The sequence below is a fragment of the Enterococcus sp. DIV0970a genome, from assembly GCF_051711265.1.
Lineage (GTDB): Bacteria > Bacillota > Bacilli > Lactobacillales > Enterococcaceae > Enterococcus_D > Enterococcus_D casseliflavus.
On record NZ_JBIOMF010000001.1, the window covers coordinates 2,527,025 to 2,547,460 of the forward strand.

The window sequence follows — 20,436 nt, forward strand, 5'->3', positions numbered from 1 at the left end:
AGTTTTTAAAAAAACTTTAAGTGAAAAAATGGGCGTTTATCAAGAGTCAAAACACTATAAGTAACTAACAATATTTAGAATGATCAAAACGACATGAAAAATGATCGTAAATAGAAAAATACTACGCCAATACATCTTTAAATAGCGACCATATTGGATCTCCTCATAGTAATATGCCTGAAAAACTGCCAGCAGAATCCCTAATAAAAAAATGGAGATCAAATAGTACAATGTGATCGCTTGATCAAAAGTATACTTTGATAATTGATGAATCCCGACCATCAAAAACGGTACTGCTAAATCCGGTGCCTTCACGTGGTAACGATCATTCAAGGACAGCGCGGAAACAATAAACCGACAGGCGAAATAGACGAGCACAGGGAAGATATACCAAAACAAAACGATTGGATTAAATCCAGACATACAGCAAAATCCTTTCTAACAACTAGTGTCACTATACTTTATTTTCTTTACATCCGTGTTTCAGTTCTTTTAAAAATCTGAGCTGGAATAAGACAGTCATGAAATTTTTTAAGGAGCCTCTTTGTTCACCAGCTGACTTTTGAAAGTCTTGAAGAATGCATTTCTTTACCTATTAAAACAGAAGGGCGTATCTTCAACAAGTCTATCTTGCCATTCTAATGATTTTTTTTGTCCTGAAACTGAAAATTTCTTAATTTCTCCTTGGTTCAACTTGAGTTCTTGTGTATTTGAGGGTAAACTGTCACTAGAATAACTCTAAAAGGTGGATTAGAATGAACGAGAAAAAACCAAAAAGTACCTTTGCAAAAATCACGCAAGTCGTGATCTGGACCATGCTTATTCTCACTGTTGGCTCGATTTTCTTAGCAGCATACACAAGTATTATGGGTTAATCCTATTAAAAAAGTGCCCTTTTCCAAAATGATGGCTTCCATCTTTTGGAAAAGGGCACTTTTTTTACAGCAAGGGTGACACAAGGCGTGCCAGACCTTCTTTGATTTTGATCGTCAGCTTTCTTTGCTGATACGCTTCGATCGTTAAGTGCTTGGAATCGATCGAATCCGCCAGAAACGCTTCTTTCGTTTGCGTCGCGAGTTGTGCATCGTAGATGATCGTATTGACCTCAAAGTCTAAACGAAACGAACGAACATCGATATTTGCCGAACCAATCGAAACGAGCCCACTGTCAATGATCATCGTTTTTGCATGCATAAACCCTTTCTCATAAGTTTCGATGACTGCCCCAAAATGCAGCAGCTCAGCCGCAAAGGAATAGGTCGCCCAATATACCAAGGGATGATCCGGTTTGTTAGGGATTTGTATATGGACTTTCACCCCAGAAAGCAGTGCCAACTTCAAGGCATTGTGAATGGCTTCATCCGGAATATAATAAGGTGTTTGGATTAAGATTTCCTTTTTGGCTAAGTTGATCATTTTCAGATAGGTCATTTTGATTTCTTCATGTTCCGTATCAGGACCACTCGTGATGACTTGGGCTGCAACTGTCCCGACTTGTTTGATTTCAGGAAACAAGGAAGGATCATATTTGATCTCCAACGCATGTTGTGAATTCCAATCCATCAAAAACCGATTTTGCAGCGAATAGACAGCTGAACCGGCAATTCGCAAGTGATTGTCTCGCCAATAACCGAATTTTTCCACTTGCCCTAGATATTCATCTCCCACATTAAAACCGCCTGTATAGCCAATTTCTCCATCGATCACCACGATTTTCCGATGATTTCGATAATTGATTCGCGGATTGACATAAGGAACGAATAAAGGAAAGAAGAAGGCAATTTGACCGCCATGCAGACGCAACTCATCAAAAAACTTTAATGATACTTGGGTGCTGCCCCAAGCATCTAATAAGACTCTTACTTTTACGCCTCGCTTCGCCGCGCGCACTAGTGCCTCTTTGACTTCATTTCCCAATGTATCACTGCGATAAATGTAATATTCCATATGAATGTGATTTTTTGCCTGCTCGATATCCGCGATCAAGGCATCAAATTTCTGCCGTCCGTCGGTATAAAGCGTCATACTATTCGCTGTCGTATACAGGGATTGCCCAAAGACTGTCAACAGGTAGACCAGCTGCTGCACTTCTACCTGCGCGGTCGGCGGATGCGGAAACAGCTGACGAGCGAGCGCTTGTTTTTGTTCTTCTAATTCAACATTCAGCCCCACCTTTGCCTGTGAGCGCATATCAAAGATCTTTTCCTTAGAGATCCCTCTACCAAAGAAAAAGTAAAGCACAAAGCCAACGATTGGAATGAACATCAAGACCAAAAGCCAGGCCCACGTTTGAGCAGTCTGCCGCCTTTCTCTGAAAATGATAATGATTGATAACAAAATATTGACTATAAATAAAATAGTTACCAAATTATCCATTACAACCATTTCTCCACCTCTTCCCCGATTTCCCGCTACTAAAGCATATCAAAAAATAGTACCTAAAGTAAAGAAACACTGTGATGAAACAAAAAAAGCCGATCTTGACGATCGACTTTAAGAAAACAGGTTCTACAATATTTAGTGTTGGTGGAAAATCTACGGATTTTCTATTGACACTTTTTTTGTAAAAAAAGATAGAAAAAGAGATAGCCTAACTGGTAGAATTTAGTCGTCTAAAACAAAACCAAACCAAGAAAGGATATCTCCATGGATCATTGTACTAGAAAATTGTTAGGTTTAACAGATGAAAATTTATTCTTCGAAGAAGAATGGTTAGAGACAGTAGAAGAAGAGGGGTTTCGCATCAATCTTATCCATGCCAAACTTAGCTATATACCAAGCCATTGCCGTAAATGTGGCATCAAAAATGAAGGACAAATCATCAAGAATGGCTCACACAAAACAAAAGTTCAACTTTTGCCTTATCGAGACACCAAAACAGAATTACGCTTGGTACGTACGCGCTTTTACTGTAAAGAATGTCAGTCGACATTCAATGCTCAGACAAACTTGGTGGATGAAAACTGCTATCTTTCAAAAGAATTAAAGGTTCAAATCGCCTTGGAGCTGGCCAAGAATACAACAAGAAAAGAAATTGCCGATCGCTATTTTGTCTCTGACGTAACCGTTCTGCGTGTCCTACACACCTGTTTAAAAACGTATCATCCTCGTTTTGATACGTTACCTTCGGTCCTTTGTTTTGATGAGTTCAAATCAATGAAGTCCTGCAGCGGAAAAATGAGTTTTGTCTTTATGAATGGGCAGACCCAACAATTGATCGGCGTATTGGAGAATCGTCGCCTTGCATTCTTAAAACCATATTTCCTTAAATTCACCCGAAAAGCACGAGCGAACGTGAAATACGTCGTGATGGATATGAATGCCCCTTATTTTGAACTTGTAAAGGCGGTCTTCCCAAACGCAAAAATCGTGACCGATCGCTTTCACATTGTCCAACAAATCACTCGTGCGTTAAACCAGTTGCGAATTAAAACAATGAACAGCTTTCAAAAAACGGAACCGACAAAGTATCGACGATTGAAGCGATTCTGGAAATTGCTCCTTAAGCATGCTTATGATCTGGATAGTTCCAATTATCAATATGATCGATCCTTTCGTAGACCAATGACGCAAAAAGCGATCGTCGATGAACTTTTGAGTTATGACGAACAATTAACAAGGGCTTACGAGACTTGTCAGCTCCTCCTCTATCACTTTAAACACAAGGACAGCCAAAGCTTTTTCGATACGATCAACAGCTTAGATCAACGCCGCCCACAATGGTTTTGTAAGAAGCTGACGTTTTTAAATAAATACAAATTAGGGATTCAATATGCTTTAAAAACCAGGTATAGTAATGGGGCATTAGAAGGAAGAAACAACAAGATAAAAGTGATAAAACGAGTAGCCTACGGCTATCGAAATTTCCACAACTTTCGAGCAAGAATTTATCTCATTCAAGGCTTAATCTTCCAAGTAAAACAAAAACCAGTTAAGCAATCTGCCTAACTGGTTATGACTAAATTTTCAGTTGTATCTTTCTCTACCAACACTAAATGTCGAAGAGCCAGAAAACATCGGTTTAGAATTTTAAGAAACGGCGCATTGATAAGACAGAACCAAGTGAACCGATCACGATCCCAATCATTGCCATCACACCGCAAACTTGTAATAGAAACATATTTGGTGCAATTAAACTGTAATTTGAACGCAGTAAGGATGGATTGACCATTGCATAAACTTGGTGGTAGCCGAAGTACATTAATGCAATCGGAACGATCGAACCTAAGAGTCCGATCCAGCCGCCTTCAAGGAAGAATGGCCAACGAATGTAGCCGTTTTTCGCCCCCACCAGACGCATGATCTGAATTTCTCTTTGACGAGACAAAATCGTGATCCGAATCGTATTAGAGATCAGGAACATTGCCACAAAAATCAATAAGACAGCAGCAGCTAAGCCCCAAGTCCGCACAGCAGCAGACAATTCAAAGATTCGGTCAGAAGAATCTCCGCCGTAATCGGCTTTGAAAACATTTGGCAATTCGCCAGCTTGCTCAGCGATCTCTGTCGTATACTCTGGATCTGTTGCACTGACGACAAACACGTTATACAGCGGATTGCTGTCGCCTTCGAACAAGTTCCATGAATCCCCCATTGCATCTTGGATCTTCTGCAATTCTTCGTCTCGGCTAGAAAATTTCACTTCTGAAACGTTCGGCAGATCATTTAAGGACTGTTCCAAAGCATCCATGTCTTCTTGTTCCGTACCAATATCAACGAAAACCGAAACGTCCACATTCTCGCGAATGTCTTCGGCTAGTTTTGTTGCATTTAAGATTACACCTAGAAAAATACCGACTAATGTCAGTGTGATCGTTACCGCACTCAATGACGCAATAGTCATCCAGCCGTTACGCTTTAAACTTTTGATACTCTCCAGGAGATGACGGAAAAATGTTCTAATCATCGTAACCATATTCTCCTTCCGCTTGGTCGCGAATAATGCGGCCATTTTCAATCGCGATCACGCGATGACGAATCGTATTTACGATCGTACTATTATGGGTCGCCATAACGACCGTTGTTCCTTGGGCATTGATCCGATCAAGCAGCTTCATGATTTCCCATGAGTTTTCAGGATCTAGATTCCCCGTTGGTTCATCCGCAATCAATACTTTCGGCGTATTTACGATCGCACGAGCGATCGACACCCGCTGTTGTTCCCCACCGGAAAGCTCACTTGGAAATACCCGCACCTTATGTTTCAGGCCGACCAAGTCTAACACTTCCATCACCCGTTTTTTGATATCACGAGGTTTGCGGCCGATAACTTGCATTGCATAAGCAACATTTTCAAAGACCGTTTTCCGTGGTAAAAGTTTATAATCCTGAAAGACCACGCCGATTTCCCGACGCATCAATGGGATCTCGCGGTTTTTCATGCCGACCAAATCATATCCTGCGACATTCAAAACGCCTTTAGTTGCTTTTTCTTCCCGATACATCAATTTGATAAAGGTTGATTTACCGGCACCCGATGGGCCCACGACATAAACAAACTCTCCTTGATCAATTGAAATCGAAAGGTTACGGATAGCAGTCGTACCATTAGAGTACTTTTTCATTATATCTTTCATTTCTATCATACAGCTATCTCTCCATCTCAAATTTTCATTCTGGCTTATTATAGCATGAATATATTTCACCTTGCTTGCAACAGATTACAATTATGTTTCAATCTGTTTAAGTCACACAAGGTTATTTTTGATTCAGTTTCAGCTTCAAATACGCGTCGATAAAGCCATCCAAATCGCCATCCATGACTGCCTGTACATTCCCAGTTTCGAAATTCGTTCGGTGATCTTTGACCATCGAATAGGGATGGAAGACATAAGAACGGATTTGCGAGCCCCAACCAATTTCTAACTGCTCGCCTCGCAAAGCTGCTGCCTCTTGCTCTTTCTTTTCCACTTCTAATTGATACAGCTTGGCTTTCAAAATCCCCATCGCTTGCTCACGGTTTTTCAATTGTGAGCGCTGGGCTTGGCTAGCAACGACCGTTCCTGTCGGAATATGGGTGATCCGCACAGCAGATTCGGTTTTGTTGATGTGCTGTCCACCCGCACCACTTGCGCGGTACGTATCGATTTTCAAATCATCTGAGTTGATTTCCACATCGATCGCCCCATCTAATTCTGGCATCACATCCACCGAGCAAAATGACGTGTGCCGTCTCTTGGCTGAATCAAAAGGTGAGATCCGAACTAAACGATGAACGCCTTTTTCCGATTTCAAATACCCATAGGCGTTGTGGCCTTTTACAAGTAAAGTGACACTTTTGATCCCCGCTTCATCACCAGCTTGATAGTCGAGGGTCTCTACTTGATACCCGTGTTGTTCGCAAAAACGAGTATACATCCGTAACAGCATGCTGCCCCAGTCTTGTGATTCGGTACCGCCTGCACCAGGATGAAGCTCGATGATGGCGTTATTTCGATCATAGGGTTCATCTAACAGCATCGACAATTCATAAGACGCCATTTTCTCGTTTAGCTTCGTGATCCGTGCTTCAAGTTCTGCTTCCATTTCTGGGTCTGCTTCTTCTTGAATCATTTCCAACATCACTTCCAGCTCTTCCAATTCTTCTGCTAACTGATTGAACTGATCGTAGGTCTCTTTGTTGGTATTGTTTGCGTTAATGACTTGTTGAGCTTTTTCTGAGTCATCCCAAAAGGTGGGATCTGCCATTTGGTGTTCCGCTTCCGCAATGTCCTCTTCTAACTGATCTAAGTCAAAGAGACCCCCTAAAACTGATTATTTTTTCATTCATCTGGGTCAATTGATTCCGAATATCTGCGATTTCCATTAAAATTCCTTCTTTCTTTTTTTCTTACAAACGAAAGTAGACTGGACAAAAACGTCTGCCAGCCTACTCTCAACTTTTTCAAAACGTGTTACATATTTTTCCCGTGGCAATTCTTGAATTTTTTCCCGCTGCCGCATGGACAAGGATCGTTACGACCAACGTTTTTGAAACTTGGTGCTTGGGCAGCAGGTGCTTCTTCTACCCCTTGTGCTTCCCCTTGAGCAACTTGTTCCCGTTGAATGTTTTGACGAATCTCTGCCTTCATAAAGAGACGAGTTACTTCATATTCGATCGCTCCAACCATGTTCTCAAACATATTGAATCCTTCTGTTTGGTACTCAACTAATGGATTGTTTTGTCCATAAGCCCGTAACCCAACCGATTGACGCAGCTGATCCATAGCATCGATGTGGTCGGTCCACTTCGTATCGACAACTCGTAAGATGACGACTTTTTCAAATTCCAGTAATTGTTCTGGACTATTAAGTTGTGCTTTCTTTTGTTCAAAGACTTCTTCTGCCCGTTGGTTTAGGTAGTCTTTGATCTCTTGAGCTGATTTGCCCTTGATGTCCTCGATACTGATAGTATCTTCATGAACAAGTGCATTCGCCGCAAAATCAACGATTCCTTCGTAGTTCCAATTGCTTTCTTCTAATTGCGTATGACTGTCGACGACTCGGCTGATGGAACGTTTCACCATATTCATTAATTGTGGTGAAAGATCCGTTTCTTCCATGATCACTTCTTGACGTTGTCCGTAAATAACTTCCCGCTGTTCTCGCATCACGTCATCGTATTGCAAGACGTTTTTCCGAGTATCGTAGTTATTGCCTTCCACTCGTCGTTGGGCAGATTCTACTTGTTTTGAAAGCATCTTGCTTTGGATCACGGCGTCGCCTTCATCGATCTTCATCCGATCCAAGAACACTTTGATTCGTTCAGAACCAAAACGCTTCATTAAATCATCTTCTAACGACAAGTAAAATTGCGACATCCCTGGATCTCCTTGACGTCCCGCACGTCCCCGCAACTGATTATCGATCCGTCGTGATTCATGACGCTCAGTACCGATAACTGCCAAGCCGCCTAGTTCTGCAACACCAAGACCTAACTTGATATCCGTTCCCCGACCAGCCATATTGGTCGCGATCGTTACAGCACCTTTTTGTCCCGCATTCAAAATGATTTCTGCTTCTTTAAAGTGATTCTTGGCATTCAATACTTCATGAGGAACTTTCTCACGATCAAGCATCGATGACAGTAATTCAGAAGTCTCAACAGCGACCGTCCCTACAAGCACGGGTTGTCCTTTGCGGTGACGCTCTTTGATGTCTTGAACGACTGCTTGGAATTTGCTCGTAAGCGTTGGATAAAGCAAGTCCGCACGATCATCCCGTAAGATTGGTTTGTTTGTAGGAATCTGAATGACTTGCATGTTATAGATTTCTCGAAACTCTTCTTCTTCCGTTTTCGCTGTACCAGTCATCCCAGACAGTTTTTTGTACATCCGGAAGTAGTTCTGGAATGTGATCGTCGCCATCGTTTTGGTTTCATCTTCGATTTCGACACTTTCTTTCGCTTCGATCGCTTGATGGAGCCCATCAGAATATCGGCGACCATCCATGATCCGACCTGTAAATTGGTCAACGATCATTACTTTTCCATCTTGCACGACATAATCGATATCGCGAATCATAATGTAATTCGCTCGTAGTGCTTGATCCAAGTGATGGGTCAATGCCGTGTTTTCAATATCATACAAGTTTTCTAAGCCGAAGGTCTCTTCCGCTTTTTCGATCCCACGTTCTGTCAAACCGATCGTTTTTGATTGGATATCGATTTTGTAGTCTTCTTCTTCCGTCAAGCGTTTGACAAAATTGTCGACACGATTGTATAGCGCAGTTGATTTTTCTGCTTGTCCTGAAATGATCAACGGTGTTCTCGCTTCATCGATCAAGATCGAATCGACCTCATCGACGATGGCATAGTTTAATGGACGCTGTACCATTTGATGACGGTAAACCACCATGTTGTCCCGCAAATAGTCAAACCCTAATTCATTGTTTGTACTATAAGTGATGTCACAAGCATATGCCGCACGCTTTTCTTCTGCTGATTTTGAGTTGATGTTCAAGCCGACCGTCAACCCTAAAAAGTTGTACAGCTCCCCCATCTCAGTCGAGTCACGAGTTGCCAAGTATTCATTGACAGTTACGACGTGGACACCTTGACCGCTCAAAGCATTCAAATAAACAGGTAATGTCGCCGTCAAGGTTTTCCCTTCACCCGTACGCATCTCTGGGATATTCCCATCATGCAAGACGATCCCACCCATTAATTGGACGTGGTAAGGATAAAGGCCCAAAACGCGTTTTGCAGCTTCACGTACTACTGCAAAGGCTTCAGGTAATAATTTATCCAAAGTCTCTCCCTCTTGGAAACGACGACGAAATTCATCGGTTTTCCCGCGTAATTGTTCATCAGATAAAGCGGCCATTTCATCCGCATGTGATTCAACTTGATTCGCAATATGGTCAAGACGTTTTAATTCTTTTTTGTCGTTTTCGATTAATTTTCTAAAAAAATTGGCCATACCTTAATAATTCTCCTTTTACTTCTGCATTATCCTAGCTGGAAACTCTCCTAACTATTTTAGCACTAGTTCACCATAAATGAAATATTTTTCGATAGAACTATCGCATCAATCTTGCGTGATAAACGGATTCTTAACCTTTTTTCACAGATTTTAAAGAAACGCAGGAAAAAAAACACGCAACAAGCCATTGATCGGCGCTGAAAGTCCAGTACACGCCCAAACGTCTTGTTGCGAAGGTTTGCAAATTATGCCGTTTTAAAACGGGTTTTTAAGAAAGCTAAGAAGAGCATCAGTAGCATGCCTAAAGACTGAATCCCGATCATCAAGACGATATCAGCGCCAATAAATCCTGCCAACATCGCAACGAGAGAGCCTGCCCCCAGTGCATTTAAAATCACGTTCGTACTTTCTTTGAAGCTGCCGATTGTCGATAGTCGTGATTTTTTCGTCAACCAGAGGAAAAACGCTGCGCCTATGACTAGAATACTATTCATTGCCACCAATAAAAATGCCACTGTGATCGTCTGACTGAAGAAAATCGCTGTCTCGTTGTTGCGATAGAAGCCGTCTTCGATTGCTTTTTGAAACGAAGCCGCATCATCTACTTGATCAGGTGCCATTTCCGCCGTGTAACGCATTTCATAGTGATAGGTTTGTCCATCGATTTCTTCTTTGATGGTCCAGTCTGTTTCCCGAAAATTGATGGCGTATTTCGCTTTTTCAAGAGCCGCTTCTGAAAGCGCAACGCCTATGATCCCCGCTTCTGTTTGGGAAAAGACTTGTGACTCATCCGCTAAAAGTTTGCCATCTTCCAGCTGCAACTCATTGTATTTTGCTGCCGTTTCTGCCGTCACGAGTGTTTTTGCATGGGGAAAAAATGCCGCAAAGGCTTGATCCGTTTGCTTGCTGATCATTAAGGTCAACGGGATCATCAGCAAGGACATCAAGAAAACATAGACGAACACTTGCTGCCAGCGATTTAATTTTTTACGCCATGCATAGACTTTTGTTGGAGAAAAAATGGCCCCAAAGTACGTTAAGGGAAATCGTTGTTCAGACATCCTATCATTCCTATCCTTTTGTTCCGCCAGAGGTCAAACCTGAAACAAAGTATTTTTGTAAGAAGAAAAACAGTGCAGCGATCGGTACGGCGATCAAAATCGCCCCTGCCGCAAAGAGTGCGACCCGTTGGTTACGGGGATCATTGATAAAGGTTTGCAGCCCGACTGCGACGGTCAAACGCTCTTGTGAGCGAAGCAAGAATCGCGCCAGCAAGAATTCGCCGAATGGTCCCATAAAGGCCCACAATGCTTGGACGGCAACCATTGGTTTTACGAGGGGCAAAACGATTTGCCAAAAGATACGAAAATGCCCTGCACCATCAAGTTTTGCTGATTCATCCAAGTCGATGGGTACCGTATCAAAGTACCCCTTCATCAGCCAAGTATTCATCGGAATCCCACCACCGATATAAATCAGTGTCAAGAACCAGAAGCTATCTAGACCGTTTGCTAATAAGCCCATGACATAAAAAGCGGTCAACGCCGACATTGTCGGTACCATTTGAACGATCAAGAACACCATCAGACTACTTTTACGACCAGCAAAACGGTAACGACTGTAAGTATACCCTGCTAACGTTACGATCATTACTTGAATGATCATCGTCGAAACGGCCACGATCAAGGTGTTTTTATACCATGTCAAATACGGGGTTTCATTGAATAAACGTCGAAAGTTGTTCAATGTCCAATCCGCATCAAAATCTAAGCGAAAAGCGATCATGTTCCCTGCCTTGAAGGCTGAGGTTGCGGTAATCAACAAGGGATAGATGATAATGATCGATAACGCGATCATAAACAAGTAGGTAAATAATTTGCTGAAAGAAAACTTCTTCTTTTTCATCCTCAATCCTCCATATTAAATGCATTCGTCTTTTTAAACACCAGTAATGAAATGGAGATCACCACAAAGGAAATGATCAAGGTCAATGCAGAAGCAATCGAATATTGTGGTGAGCCGCCGGTCGTCAGTTTGTAGATCCATGAAATCAAAATATCTGTCGATCCAGCATTTCCGCCTAAACTTCCTGGTCCACCTTCGTTAAATAGATAGATCATCGAGAAGTTATTAAAGTTCCCTGTATATTGCGTAACGAAGGTTGGGGCTGCTACCAAAAAGATTGCCGGCAGCGTAATGTTTCGAAAACGCTGCAACGCATTGGCTCCATCCATTTTTGCTGCTTCATACAAATCTTCGGAAATGGATTGTAAAATCCCCGAAACCATTACATAGATGTAAGGAAACCCTAACCAACCCTGAATCAAAATAATCGCCGTTTTCGTCCAAAACGGATCGGTCTTCCAAGCAATGTTCCCAATATCCACAAAGGGCAGATTGTTCAATAGCGGGATCACCTGCGTATTGATCGCTCCTGCGGTATCATTAAACATATTTGAAAAACTCATGATTGTGATAAACGCTGGCACCGCCCAAGGAAGCAAGAAAATCACCCCAAAGACGCGACGAAACTTCACGAATTTTTGGTTGGCAACAACTGCTGTCAGTATGCCGAGTGTAATTTGCAAGGTGGTTGCTAAAACGGTCCAAATCACCGTCCAACTGAATACTTTTACAAAGGTGTCGCGGTAAGAACTTAAGGTGAAGATATTCGTGAAATTCGAAAAACCGATCCAGTCGATTAAGTTTGCTGGCGGAATGTGTCGAAAATCATAGTTGGTAAATGCCATAAAGAGCGTCACCATTACTGGAAAAATAATTGCTACGATCATTACCAAGTAGGCAGGGATCGTCAGTAAGTACGCGAACCCATCTTCGTATAATTTTTTGAAAAATTCTTTTCTCGTAACAGCTACCGGGAAGCCTTTTTCAATGCTTTGCCGAACCTGATAAGCATCTTTGATATTTAAAACCCAAAAGATAATGAAAATAACGGTAACGATGACCTGCAGTGTTCCTTCAATCAACAAGAACAAAGAGTTGTCTTCCATCGGTACTGATCCGAGTGTGACAAAGTTATAAAGTGCTTGTCCACCAAACAAAAGCATTTCGACCAGAAAAATCAGAAAGGCTGCAAAAAAGAGACCCGCTTTGAATTTCTGACCATTTTTGAATTGTCCCCCACCAGGGATGATTGAAAGAAGCGCTGTCTGCATGGCTTGTGAATTCGTCCTCATATGTATCCTCCTTAAAATCGAAAGTCTGCCAAGCGGCCGACGATCGATAGAAAACAATCTCGTCAAGCAATTTCTTGCGTGCTACGTTGCAAGGAATCCTTTTGACAAACATCCTCTATAGAATCGTCGACATGAATGACAGACCGTAATCGGCTAATTATTAGTATTTCTGCTCAATCGCTTCTTCGATTGTTTTGGCAGCATTATCCGCTGCTTCTTGAGGAGTCATATTGCCTGAACCTGCATCAAACAGCATGTTTTCAGCCCCTACCCAAACCTCAGACATTTCAGGGATATTTGGCATTGGTTGTGAAACACTGTATTGCTCAATCACTGCTTTTGCTACTGGATCATCAGAAGCAGCGACTGTTTCTTGAGCCATAATGTTCGCTGGAATATCATGACGCATTTCATACAATTTCTCTTGATTGGCTTCGTTGGTCAAATACTCGACAAATTGTTGAGAAACGTCTTTGTTTTGTGAGTAGTTAGATACCACCCACGCTTTTCCGCCGCCAAATGTTTCATAGTCGTTGCCGTTGTTTAGCGTTGGGATTTTCGATACTCCATAGTTGATGCCTGCTTCTTCAAAGCCGTTCACGCCCCATGGTCCATAAATGATAGCTGCTGTTTTGCCTTGATTGAAGTAATCCAACATCAAGTTTTCGTTGGCTGATACATCAAGCATTCCTTGCGGCCAGACATTTTGGAACCAATTAGTTGCATACGTGATTGCTTCAACAGAACCTTCATTGTTCAGCCCTAGATCAGATGGATCTGTTCCTTCATCACCAAAGACATACCCGCCATGCCCCGCTAATAGACCATACGTATAATAAAAGTCCGTCCAACGAGCTAAGAAACCAACATTGTCATCGCCTTCTGCAAAACGATCATCTTTTGCTAGTTCTTCTAAATCAGAAAAAGTTGCTGGTGCTTCATCGATCAAGTCTTTGTTGTAGAACATGACAACCGCTTCGATCATTGCTGGTGCGCCATAGATCTTATCATCGATGGTCACTTGTTGCTTGTCTGTATCGCTGTACCGTCCATCATCTGGCAAAGTCATTTCTGCCAAATGCCCTTGGGAGCCTACTTGACCCACACGGTCATAAGGAGACATCGTAACATCTGGGCCTTTCCCAGCAGGACCGTCTAATTGAAGCGCATCCATTTGATCGAACATGTCCATTTCCACAACGTTGATGGTGACATCATTTTCAGATTCAAAGTCAGATTTCACTTCATTGATATAATCAATATAGTCTGCGCCTACAGAGACCGTGATCGTTTTTTCATCGCTACCTGAACCTGCATCTGCATTACTATCATCGGTACTACCTCCGTTGCCGCCACATGCTGCAAGCGCTAACAACGCACTTCCTGAAACTAATCTTAGAGCTGCCTTTTTCCAATTCACTTTCATCCTGTTTACCTCCTGCAATTTGTAACTCTATTATGCAACCGGTTTCTTAAAATGGCAAACATTTTCTAAATGTTAGCGATAACAAAAATTGAAAAAGCCTTTAAATTAAGATATTGAGGAATTGAAAAGAAATTGCGCAACCATTTGCTTAATTTTTCACCTTGTGGATTCACGAACCACGAGTTGCGGTAAAAAGCGCTGTTGTCGCAGGCTCGTATCGTTCTGTTCAATTTTTTGAATCAGTAATTCACCACAAGCTTCGCCCATCTCAACGATGGCTTGCTTCATAGTCGTCAACTTGGGTGAGCTGACCTGATCCAAGAATACCCCATCGTAGCCGACAATCCCAAAATCCTTTGGTATCTGCGCGCCAATCGACTGCAAGCCTTGATTGATGCCTAGTGCCAAACGATCCGTCGCACAAATAAAACAAGTATTTTCCGCAAATTGCTCCTTCTGTGCTGTGATAAAGGTGCGGGCTGCGGAAGAACGGTTCTCAAAACGATGGATTTTTGGTGCTTGTCCTGTTTTTGTGACTGTATCTATGTACCCTTTTTCTCGGCTTTTCGTAAATGCTTCTTCCAACTCTAAACCAATATAGACCAAGTGTTGATAGCCAGTATCGAGGGCGTGTTTACAAGCAGAAATGATCCCTTGGTAGTTGTCACTATCAACAAAGCTGAATCCAGCTTCATTTTCACCAAATAGAACGACGGGTTTCTTTAAATTTTTTATCCAGTCCATATCCTTTTGGCGAAATCCCGTAATGATACAACCATCTGCTGGGCCACGATCCACCCCATCCGTCGTAACCAGCTGCAAAGAATAATGCGCTTTGCCGATGGAACGAGCGATCCCCACTAATAAATTCATATAGTATGGCTCCGTCGTGTCCATCTCCTCTAAGATATACACTTTGATGATATGGGAACGCTTGGAAACTAATGATTTGGCAGCAATATTCGGTTGATAATCCAGTTCTAGCATTGCTTGATGAACGAGCTGCTTTAGCTCTTCGGTCACTTTATCTGGATGGTTGATCACTCGAGAAACGGTCATTGCGGAAACATTTGCTTTTTTGGCGACATCTGCTAACGTAGTCATGATTCACTCTCCCTGTATGATTTCATCTATAGTATAACACAATAAAACAAAAGAGAAACAAAGCCAACTTTTATATAGAAAGATTTCTTGCTTCATTACAAAAGATAAAAAAACAGAGCAGCTTCTCAGCTACTCTGTCAAAAAAGACTTTTTTTGGGGTGTCGAGAAAAGGATCCCACACGTGTTAATCCGTTTCGATCAACCCGTATTTACCATCTTTCCGACGATACACAATGCTCGTTCCATTCGTTTCCGCATCTTCAAAGATAAAGAAGTTGTGTCCAAGCATGTTCATTTGTAAAACAGCTTCTTCACTATCCATTGGTTTTAAAGACAAACGTTTTGTACGTACGATGTCTAAATCAGATCCATTGGTTTCTTCATCGTTTGCTTCAGTTGTGAACAAATCACCATCTTTTGGCGGAACCAACGCTGTCTCACGAGATTTGCGATTGATTTTTGTTTTGAATTTGCGGATTTGGCGTTCCAATTTGTCAACAACCAAATCGATACTAGCATATAGATCAGGTGAAGTTTCTTCCGCACGTAGAACTAGGAATGGTAAAGGAATCGTTACTTCTACTTTTGCAGTTTTTTCTGTATAAACTTTCAAATTAACGTGTGCTGTTGCTTCTGGCACATCATTAAAATAACGTTCTAATTTACCTACTTTTTTCTCGACGTAATCACGGATCGCTTCTGTTACCTCGATATTTTCGCCACGCACATTATATCTAAACATAAAAATTACCCCTTTCGTCTACCAGTAAAGAAGGAAAAGGACCACTCTTTTCTTCTTCTTAACTCTATTATATCGAACTCTTGGTCATTTGCCTAGTAAATCGAACAATTTTCTTTAAGCGTTTTCAAAATAACGTTTCAACGAGCAATAGAAAAAGAACGAATCGACTGGGGGCCAAAGGACTGCAGTGCTTCAGCTGCATGATATAACGTTCTACCGGTAGTATACACATCATCGATCAACAATAATTTTTTCCCTTTGATTTCACACGCTACATCTGGCTTCACTGCAAAGGGTTGCGCCTCTACTAATCGTTGCCTGCGAGAACGTTGTGCCTGTGGTGCGGTATCAACAACTTTCTCCAGTAACTCTTGAAATCTGACTCCGGCGGCTTCCAGCACAGCGGTGACTTGATTAAACCCTCGCTGTTGGTAACGCTCTGCCGATAGTGGGATGGGAATCAAACACTCATAGTCAAACCTGTTGAGTTTCTGTTTGATCACAGGCGCAAACGTCCCCCGCAACTGATAGTTTCCCATCAGTTTGTATTCGTGAAGCCAATCCTTCATTCCTTGATCGTAAGCAAATAGCGCTCGGTGCTGCAATTGTATCATGGGACACGTTTCTTCCCAATAGAGACAATCGCTGCAAAACTCAGTTTCTTTTTTTCCACACGAAGGGCAGCAGGTTCGCCAATCGATCACTGAAAACTGTTGGGCACATTGCGGGCACAATTCATTTTCTGGGATACGCCAAGGAGCCAACACCTCAATGATCGTTCGTTCTCTAGGAAAAGTCCTTTTACACCAACTACACACCATCGGTCAGCCAGCTTTTTGCCAATTGGTTCATTTCCTTGATTTCGTTGAGTGCTTTTCGGATCGCTTCCGTCATTTGGTCGTAGAAAAAAATGACCTCCCCTTCCGTATAGGTCCCTTTACGATCGACACGACCAGCAATTTGCACGAGCGCCGATTTTGTAAAGACTGGATGATTAGCACCCAATACGATGACTGAGACGTTTTCAAACGTCACCCCACGCTCTAAAATCATCGTTGTAAACAACACCTTGTAAATCTGTCGACGAGCAGACGCTACTTTTTCGCTCCGTTTTTGATCTTGCGACGAAACGCTAGTCAAAGACCATGACGTGCCTTGTCGGCGGACAGCCGCTTCTACTTCCTTCATCAGCGCAATGCTTGGACAAAACACCAAGAAAAGTTTTTTTGAAGCAGCCGCTGCAACTGCTGCAGCAATGGTCGCAGCCAACGTTTTCTGCGATAAGCCTGCGCCCAGTGACTATAATGAACAGGTTTTGGAACGATCAATGGACGCTGATGAAACCGCAGCGGCATTCTCAAGACAGCGAATTTTCCACGAATTTCTTGCAGCAGTCGTTCTGAAGGCGTCGCACTTAAATAGATCAGACACCCGTTTTTGGCTAAGGCATTGTATAATCCGTAACGCAGCTGCGCATCGCCCTCGTAGGGAAATGCATCTACCTCATCCACCACGATCAGTTGAAAGCTCCGATAAAAATGCAGTAGCTGATGGGTGGTCGCAATAAGGATGTTTGTGTAGCGATAAGGCTCTTCTGATTTTCCATAAAGGAGCAAGCTTTCCTCTTGTGGAAATGCTTGCTGAATCCGCGGAAACAATTCACGACAAACATCGATCCGAGGTGAGACGATCGCCACTCGACCACCTTCTTGCCGAACGTAGCGGATCGTTTCAAAGATCATTTCGGTCTTCCCTGAACCCGTGACCGACCAAACAAGCGAGGATCGCTTTTGTCGACAATTAGACACCAATTGCTGGGAAATTTTTTGCTGAAACTGCGTCAACGCTCCTGGCCAGACGATGTGGTGATCAATGGCTGGACTATCCGTAGGTTGAATCACCAGTCGCCCATTTGATGTGATCCGACCATAGCGAATACAGGTTGGACAGTAATAGCTGCCTATCGGTAATTGCACCGACGGCTTGCGGTGGGAAGAACCGCATCGCTGACAAACGATTCTCTGCCCCTGCTCGAGCATTGCCGGTCGAGAATCAAAGAGTTTTCCTACACTCATTGTTTCATCTAAAACAAAAAATTGTCTTCCTTTTTGATTGGTCATAACATACACCTCAGTTTTAAGTACGCAAAAAAATCGGTTCAAGTACTTTTTGAAAAGTACTTGAACCGATTACAGGTTTCTTGTTTGCTTCAACAGCAGGTCTTGCTTATTCGCCGATTAATGTCAATGCTTGATCTAAGACTTTTTCACCGTTCATCATGCCGTAATCTGCCATGTTGATTACTTCTAAAGGAATTCCTTTTGGCGCTAGACGTTTCTCAAAATCGCCTTTCATGAAACGAACTTGTGGTCCTAATAATAAAACATTTACGTCTTTGCTTTCTAAATGTTGATCTGCTTCTGAAGCGGAAACTGCAAAAATATCTGCTTCTAATCCTTTTGCTTCAGCTGCTTTTTGCATTTTTGTTACTAATAAGCTTGTACTCATTCCTGCAGAACAAACTAACATAATTGTTTTTTTCGCCATATCGAACACTCCTTGAATTTTAAGAATAAGATAACATTTCCTATCTCTAGTATAGAACAAGTTTGAAATTTGTCAACGCTTTCTATCCAGCAGCCAGTTTGATTTTACTAAACGGTTAAAAACGACATACTCTTTTTTTAAATTGACGTGGACTACCTCATAGCCGGCATTCAGCCACGCATAGGCCCCGTTTTCAGGATGTCGGTAATCATTTGCCCACCAATCCGTACTCGTGCGGGCACTTTTGGGCAAGCCAGATGCTGGGAAAAGAAATTCATCAAACTGGGTAAAGGTTAACGTAATTTGTGAACCGCCGTTGTTTTTTAAATAGTGCGTGATCGTATCGTACTTTTTGCGTCTACCCAAAGCAACTGCCTCCTCTTTTTCAGGTCTGTGTTGGTGCCTTTTTCTTTCTTCTATTTGTAACTTTCCTTCCGATTGCCTATACTAGAAACATAAAGGAGGCGATCGTACGCGTGACTTATCGAACGATCCGACAAGATGGAGAAACGGAAATAGAAATCAAAAAATCGCGTTTCATCTGTTCGTTAAAACGAATCCAATCAGAAGATGAAGCCAAAGCGTTTATACAAGCCCTCAAAAAAGAACATTGGAAGGCGAATCATCATTGCAGCGCCTATGTATTGGGTGAAAACCATGAGATCCAACGCAGCAGTGATGATGGTGAACCTAACGGCACCGCTGGAGTACCGATTTTAGAAGTATTGAAGAAAAATGACTTGATCAATATGGTCGCTGTCGTTACCCGCTACTTCGGTGGAACGAAACTTGGCGCTGGCGGATTGATCCGCGCTTATTCCAGTTCAGCTTCCGCTGGCATCAAGGCGGTGGGAATCGTCGAAGGCGTTTTGCATCAAGAGCTTGCATTGACCATTGATTATCCCCTTTTAGGTAAGCTGCAAAACTATTTAGAACTGCAGAACATCTACGTAAAAGACATTGCTTATACCGAGAAAATCGTTGTTACCTTAATGATTCCTGAAGCAACGCTTGCCGACCAAGAAGCCGCTTTGATTGATTTGCTGCAAGGGCAAGTGCAGCTAAACAAAGGCAAGACCGAATATGTAGAGCGCCTCATCGAGGAGCCAACCGAGTAACTATGCAGGACAAGCACCTGTCAGGTTTGCTCTTTTCCTCAAAGCACGGACTCTAATGCCGCTTGCTGCAGCGAATGCAGAAACGCCCAATCGTTGAAAAACCGAATTGACCGATGCGGAGCAACAGCACGTATGCTCGCAGTGTCCTTTCGGCTTTTTCGCGTCTTTTTTGTTTCCAGCCGTCTCAGGCAGCTTATTTTTCCATATAAAATTCGAAACGATTGCCGACATATTGGGTGCGCACATATTCAAATGGTTGCCCATCTTCAAATGAAGTGATTTGCCGCATACGTAAAATCGCATCGCCGCGTTTGATTTGTAAATAATCAGCAATTTGCTCGGAAGCGACCATAGCTGAGATCGTTTGCGAAGCACCGCCGATTTTCCGCTGTCCTTTTTCTTCCAACACTTTATAGAGGGAAGAGATGATCTCCTCCTTGCTAAAATCATGAATAAACTTTTCAGGGATACTCGCTACTTCAAAACAGATCGGCACATCATCCGCATACCGAATCCGCTCCATCCGTAAAATCGTTTCGTGTCCTTCTAATTGCAGCTTTTCCATCTCACTGGAGCTAGGTGCCGTCAAGAAATAAGCGACCGCTTTGCTGGAAGGCTTACGACCAAGAGAATTCATAATTTCGGTAAAACTCGTCGTGCCCGTCATTTTCTCTTGTACTTTTTGGCGAGCCACATAAGTGCCAGAACCGATTTTGCGCTCAAGAATCCCCTCATCCGCTAAGGTTTGGATCGCTTGCCGCAACGTCATGCGACTCACGCCGAATTGTTTTGACAACTCCCGTTCTGAAGGCAGACGATCCCCGATTTTGTATGTATTGTTTTCGATATTGGCTTTGATTTGATCATGAATCTGGATATAAACAGGTAATTTTTCCACCAC

At 42.5% G+C, this 20,436-nt stretch carries 18 protein-coding genes and 3 pseudogenes; 3 read left to right on the forward strand and 18 right to left on the reverse strand.

Annotation, left to right across the window (positions count from 1 at the left end; translation table 11 throughout):
* Positions 1-54: 54 nt before the first annotated feature.
* Complete coding sequence (locus tag IGK14_RS12140) at positions 55-423, reverse strand: DUF3397 domain-containing protein (RefSeq protein ID WP_005228786.1); 369 nt, start codon at positions 421-423, stop codon at positions 55-57.
* Positions 424-755: 332 nt separating this feature from the next.
* On the opposite strand from IGK14_RS12140, the gene IGK14_RS12145 reads away from it, so the two are divergent.
* Positions 756-875 (forward strand): DUF4044 domain-containing protein, encoded by a 120-nt coding sequence (locus IGK14_RS12145; RefSeq protein WP_005237290.1) that lies wholly within the window; start codon positions 756-758, stop codon positions 873-875.
* A gap of 64 nt (positions 876-939) precedes the next feature.
* Here IGK14_RS12145 and cls read toward each other — a convergent pair whose 3' ends face one another.
* Positions 940-2,385, reverse strand: a complete 1,446-nt coding sequence (cls, locus tag IGK14_RS12150; RefSeq protein WP_005228785.1) for a cardiolipin synthase — start codon at positions 2,383-2,385, stop codon at positions 940-942.
* 261 nt (positions 2,386-2,646) lie between these two features.
* On the opposite strand from cls, the gene IGK14_RS12155 reads away from it, so the two are divergent.
* Complete coding sequence (locus IGK14_RS12155) at positions 2,647-3,948, forward strand: ISL3 family transposase (protein WP_154694593.1); 1,302 nt, start codon at positions 2,647-2,649, stop codon at positions 3,946-3,948.
* A 73-nt stretch (positions 3,949-4,021) separates the two neighbouring features.
* Here the strand turns inward: IGK14_RS12155 and ftsX are convergent, their stop codons facing one another.
* The 15 genes and pseudogenes from ftsX to IGK14_RS12230 form a co-directional block, all read right to left on the reverse strand.
* A complete protein-coding gene (gene ftsX, locus IGK14_RS12160) occupies positions 4,022-4,906 on the reverse strand; it encodes a permease-like cell division protein FtsX (RefSeq protein ID WP_438712323.1) in 885 nt (294 codons plus the stop codon).
* Positions 4,899-5,585, reverse strand: coding sequence for a cell division ATP-binding protein FtsE (gene ftsE, locus IGK14_RS12165; protein ID WP_005228783.1), 687 nt, complete (start codon positions 5,583-5,585; stop codon positions 4,899-4,901). Before ftsE ends, ftsX begins: the two co-directional genes overlap by 8 nt.
* 112 nt (positions 5,586-5,697) lie before the next feature.
* Positions 5,698-6,805 (reverse strand): peptide chain release factor 2 gene (gene prfB / locus IGK14_RS12170; RefSeq protein WP_438712325.1). Its coding sequence is split into 2 segments (ribosomal slippage): positions 5,698-6,732 and positions 6,734-6,805, totalling 1,107 coding nucleotides; the frame shifts between segments, so codons are not numbered across the junction.
* Between the two features lie 88 nt (positions 6,806-6,893).
* Positions 6,894-6,968, reverse strand: a pseudogene (locus tag IGK14_RS12175) (SEC-C metal-binding domain-containing protein); the annotation flags it as partial.
* 45 nt (positions 6,969-7,013) lie between these two features.
* A pseudogene (gene secA, locus IGK14_RS12180) lies at positions 7,014-9,398 on the reverse strand (preprotein translocase subunit SecA); the annotation flags it as partial.
* Positions 9,399-9,646: 248 nt separating this feature from the next.
* Positions 9,647-10,462: a DUF1189 family protein gene (locus tag IGK14_RS12185; RefSeq protein ID WP_010749776.1), complete on the reverse strand. Its 816-nt coding sequence runs from the start codon at positions 10,460-10,462 to the stop codon at positions 9,647-9,649.
* Positions 10,463-10,472: 10 nt separating this feature from the next.
* Positions 10,473-11,306 (reverse strand): sugar ABC transporter permease, encoded by an 834-nt coding sequence (locus tag IGK14_RS12190; protein WP_010749777.1) that lies wholly within the window; start codon positions 11,304-11,306, stop codon positions 10,473-10,475.
* Between the two features lie 2 nt (positions 11,307-11,308).
* The gene (locus IGK14_RS12195) at positions 11,309-12,598 is read right to left on the reverse strand and encodes a carbohydrate ABC transporter permease (protein WP_010749778.1); all 1,290 of its coding nucleotides are present in this window, start codon (positions 12,596-12,598) and stop codon (positions 11,309-11,311) included.
* 160 nt (positions 12,599-12,758) lie between these two features.
* On the reverse strand, positions 12,759-14,024 hold the full coding sequence (locus IGK14_RS12200; protein ID WP_438712329.1) for an extracellular solute-binding protein: 1,266 nt from the start codon (positions 14,022-14,024) through the stop codon (positions 12,759-12,761).
* Between the two features lie 156 nt (positions 14,025-14,180).
* On the reverse strand, positions 14,181-15,128 hold the full coding sequence (locus IGK14_RS12205; RefSeq protein WP_438712331.1) for a LacI family DNA-binding transcriptional regulator: 948 nt from the start codon (positions 15,126-15,128) through the stop codon (positions 14,181-14,183).
* A gap of 184 nt (positions 15,129-15,312) precedes the next feature.
* Positions 15,313-15,870 carry a ribosome hibernation-promoting factor, HPF/YfiA family gene (hpf, locus tag IGK14_RS12210; protein ID WP_010749780.1) on the reverse strand — a complete coding sequence of 186 codons (558 nt, stop codon included), beginning with the start codon at positions 15,868-15,870 and terminating at the stop codon, positions 15,313-15,315.
* Positions 15,871-16,007: 137 nt separating this feature from the next.
* Positions 16,008-16,484, reverse strand: a complete 477-nt coding sequence (locus IGK14_RS12215) for a ComF family protein (protein WP_016608760.1) — start codon at positions 16,482-16,484, stop codon at positions 16,008-16,010.
* A gap of 196 nt (positions 16,485-16,680) precedes the next feature.
* Positions 16,681-17,990 (reverse strand): annotated as a pseudogene (locus IGK14_RS12220) (DEAD/DEAH box helicase).
* A gap of 106 nt (positions 17,991-18,096) precedes the next feature.
* A complete protein-coding gene (locus tag IGK14_RS12225; RefSeq protein WP_005228768.1) occupies positions 18,097-18,417 on the reverse strand; it encodes a PTS sugar transporter subunit IIB in 321 nt (106 codons plus the stop codon).
* A gap of 72 nt (positions 18,418-18,489) precedes the next feature.
* On the reverse strand, positions 18,490-18,783 hold the full coding sequence (locus IGK14_RS12230) for a DUF7662 domain-containing protein (RefSeq protein WP_010749784.1): 294 nt from the start codon (positions 18,781-18,783) through the stop codon (positions 18,490-18,492).
* A 110-nt stretch (positions 18,784-18,893) separates the two neighbouring features.
* Here IGK14_RS12230 and IGK14_RS12235 point away from each other — a divergent pair, with 110 nt between their 5' ends.
* On the forward strand, positions 18,894-19,535 hold the full coding sequence (locus IGK14_RS12235) for a YigZ family protein (protein ID WP_010749785.1): 642 nt from the start codon (positions 18,894-18,896) through the stop codon (positions 19,533-19,535).
* Positions 19,536-19,728: 193 nt separating this feature from the next.
* Here IGK14_RS12235 and IGK14_RS12240 read toward each other — a convergent pair whose 3' ends face one another.
* The gene (locus IGK14_RS12240; protein ID WP_005228765.1) at positions 19,729-20,436 is read right to left on the reverse strand and encodes a GntR family transcriptional regulator; all 708 of its coding nucleotides are present in this window, start codon (positions 20,434-20,436) and stop codon (positions 19,729-19,731) included.

Bases quoted from the DNA above. Each gene is read 5' to 3' on its own strand.
- IGK14_RS12185 (WP_010749776.1), bottom strand. From the start codon at position 10,462: ATGTCTGAACAACGATTTCCCTTAACGTACTTTGGGGCCATTTTTTCT.
- IGK14_RS12195 (WP_010749778.1), bottom strand. From the start codon at position 12,598: ATGAGGACGAATTCACAAGCCATGCAGACAGCGCTTCTTTCAATCATC.
- IGK14_RS12225 (WP_005228768.1), bottom strand. From the start codon at position 18,417: ATGGCGAAAAAAACAATTATGTTAGTTTGTTCTGCAGGAATGAGTACA.
- ftsE (WP_005228783.1), bottom strand. From the start codon at position 5,585: ATGATAGAAATGAAAGATATAATGAAAAAGTACTCTAATGGTACGACT.
- IGK14_RS12145 (WP_005237290.1), top strand. From the start codon at position 756: ATGAACGAGAAAAAACCAAAAAGTACCTTTGCAAAAATCACGCAAGTC.
- hpf (WP_010749780.1), bottom strand. From the start codon at position 15,870: ATGTTTAGATATAATGTGCGTGGCGAAAATATCGAGGTAACAGAAGCG.
- ftsX (WP_438712323.1), bottom strand. From the start codon at position 4,906: ATGATTAGAACATTTTTCCGTCATCTCCTGGAGAGTATCAAAAGTTTA.
- IGK14_RS12215 (WP_016608760.1), bottom strand. From the start codon at position 16,484: ATGATACAATTGCAGCACCGAGCGCTATTTGCTTACGATCAAGGAATG.
- IGK14_RS12155 (WP_154694593.1), top strand. From the start codon at position 2,647: ATGGATCATTGTACTAGAAAATTGTTAGGTTTAACAGATGAAAATTTA.
- IGK14_RS12140 (WP_005228786.1), bottom strand. From the start codon at position 423: ATGTCTGGATTTAATCCAATCGTTTTGTTTTGGTATATCTTCCCTGTG.
- IGK14_RS12200 (WP_438712329.1), bottom strand. From the start codon at position 14,024: ATGAAAGTGAATTGGAAAAAGGCAGCTCTAAGATTAGTTTCAGGAAGT.
- IGK14_RS12205 (WP_438712331.1), bottom strand. From the start codon at position 15,128: ATGACTACGTTAGCAGATGTCGCCAAAAAAGCAAATGTTTCCGCAATG.
- IGK14_RS12190 (WP_010749777.1), bottom strand. From the start codon at position 11,306: ATGAAAAAGAAGAAGTTTTCTTTCAGCAAATTATTTACCTACTTGTTT.
- cls (WP_005228785.1), bottom strand. From the start codon at position 2,385: ATGGTTGTAATGGATAATTTGGTAACTATTTTATTTATAGTCAATATT.